This window comes from Acinetobacter sp. HA, assembly GCF_000264725.1.
In the GTDB taxonomy this organism is placed as follows: Bacteria; Pseudomonadota; Gammaproteobacteria; order Pseudomonadales; family Moraxellaceae; genus Acinetobacter; species Acinetobacter schindleri.
Window position 1 is genome coordinate 1 of sequence record NZ_AJXD01000058.1, and the last position, 2,127, is coordinate 2,127.

Below are 2,127 nucleotides of genomic sequence, written 5' to 3' on the forward strand. Positions count from 1 at the left end.
TTTTCAAGACCGGTGCATTAAACCGCTCTGCCACGCTTCCATGGGCGCCATCATATAAATAAAAATCCGGCTTGGCAAATATTTTTGAGAAATTTAGTTATCAAATGCACAAAATAAAATCAATTCGGTCAATTTGCTGAATTTTCAGGCTTTTCATAGCGGATGGTATTGATGAACCAGACTTTCTTACCGGAGGGTGTTATTACTTCTGCTTCATCATCAACCTGCTTGCCGAGCAGCGCACGTGCCATTGGCGAATCAATCGAAATATGCTGTGGATGGTGGTCATAAATTTCATCAACTCCCACTATCCGTAAAGTCTTTTGTTCTCCGGCTTCATTTTCAATTTCGACCCAAGCACCAAAGTAAACCTTCCCTTCCTGCTCAGGTGAAAAGTCAATGATCCGTAGCTCTTCCAGACGTTTGCCCAAATAACGGACACGACGGTCGATCTTGCGTAACAGCTGCTTGTTGTACTGGTAGTCAGCGTTTTCAGAACGGTCGCCGAGGCTGGCGGCCCAGTTCACTTTTTTAGTGATTTCCGGTCGTTCTTCATGCCACAGATATTTAAGTTCTGCCACTAATTTGTCATGCCCACCACGGGTAATCAAATTGGATTTCATCGTTTTCTTACACCACTCATGACATCATTTTCCTTGCTAACTGCCCTATTTTATTGGCTATTTTAACAAGCAAACATAATACTAAAAAAATTTTCTAATGATTTTAAATACTTAAATTACATTTTTAAACATTTTTGCGTACAAAATTTGACAATCTATTTTTTGATCATTACCATGCGCACATCTGATTAACTTTGTTTATTTTTTACTCTGTGTAGTTTTTCTACACATTGCCGTTTAATCCCAAGTCATTTTGAATGACGTCATGACTGCCCAACCCTAATTGAATTTATCAACTTTAAGAAAGTTCTGTGGTGTCTTTTGCCTAAAACTTTCGAGGGCATAAATTACTTGTAGCGGAGACAACATGCACAGTAGTTCATCTTCTGGGTCGAGGCTTTGCCTAAGATCTTTATTTTCCTCTCTCCCTGTAAAAATTCTTGTATTGAGCACTGCGCTTGTTCCATTCCACGCCATCAATGCAAGTAAAACACCGGCACACCAGTTTGATAGTGTCGTCAACAGCAATAAGCTTACTGTTGTTGCTGTGAAGAGCCCGACCACAGTGTTTGAAGAAGGCGGTCACCTGCATGGTTTTGGTTATGATCTGGTTCGTAACTATGCCAAAAACATGAATGTAAAACTGGATTTCAAAACGGTGAGCGATGATGCCTCTGCATTGAAAATGGTTGCTCAAGGCAAAGCCAACATGGCAATGACTACAAGCAGTATCAGCAGCATTGAAGCGCGTAAACTGACGTCATTCTCTGCAACTTGTGGTGATGGCAGTTCCCTGTCGTCTAAAGGTCTGAATGCCAACCTGAACTGGGTTTTCAAATCAGCCAATGATCCATTGAGCCAGACTGCAAGTAATTTCGTATGTAACAGCAAGCAAAGCGGCGCAATCAATCAGCTCGCTTCCTTTTACAATCAGAATGTAGTCGAGGAGCATTTCAGGGATAATATCCATCAGGATCTTAGCCAGCGCCTCCCCATTTACAAGGCCAGCTTCCAGCGATCTGCACAGCAATACGGCCTGGACTGGCATCTGCTCGCCGCGATCGGCTACCAGGAATCTTATCTCAAGCCAAACTCCGTGTCCCCGACCGGTGTCCGTGGTCTGATGATGCTGACAAGCTCAACCGCAAAGGCAATGGGTGTAAATAACCGTACCGATCCTGTTCAAAGTATTGAAGGCGGTGCGAAATACTATGACAAGATGCTGTCACGCTTTGAGCATATTCCTATGCCAGACCGTAACTGGTATGCCTTAGTAGCCTATAACATGGGTCCAGGTGCAGTTCAGAAAATTCAGAACAGTATCCGTAACCAGGGGAAGGATCCGGATAACTGGGTAAACCTGTATAGCTATCTGGAGCATAACAAAGCCAGCAATGGCCGTTATCGTCAGGCATTGCAATATGTAACCCGTATCCGTTCTTATCTGGAACAGATCAAAAGTTCAGAGCTTGTGAATATCTGATTTATTCAAGCTATAAAAAAA

Annotated in this window: 2 protein-coding genes; one reads left to right on the forward strand and one right to left on the reverse strand. The window is 42.8% G+C overall.

Going from position 1 to position 2,127, the window contains the following annotated elements:
• Nucleotides 1–128: 128 nt before the first annotated feature.
• Entirely contained in the window at nt 129–623 is a 495-nt protein-coding gene (gene greB / locus HADU_RS10550; RefSeq protein ID WP_004814978.1) for a transcription elongation factor GreB, read from the reverse strand.
• Nucleotides 624–990: 367 nt separating this feature from the next.
• Between greB and HADU_RS10555 the strand changes: the two genes are divergently transcribed.
• On the forward strand, nt 991–2,106 hold the full coding sequence (locus HADU_RS10555; protein ID WP_034592750.1) for a transglycosylase SLT domain-containing protein: 1,116 nt from the start codon (nt 991–993) through the stop codon (nt 2,104–2,106).
• Nucleotides 2,107–2,127 lie beyond the last annotated feature (21 nt).

Excerpts from the sequence above, each read along its gene's own strand:
- HADU_RS10555 (WP_034592750.1), top strand. The coding sequence starts at position 991 with ATGCACAGTAGTTCATCTTCTGGGTCGAGGCTTTGCCTAAGATCTTTA.
- greB (WP_004814978.1), bottom strand. The coding sequence starts at position 623 with ATGAAATCCAATTTGATTACCCGTGGTGGGCATGACAAATTAGTGGCA.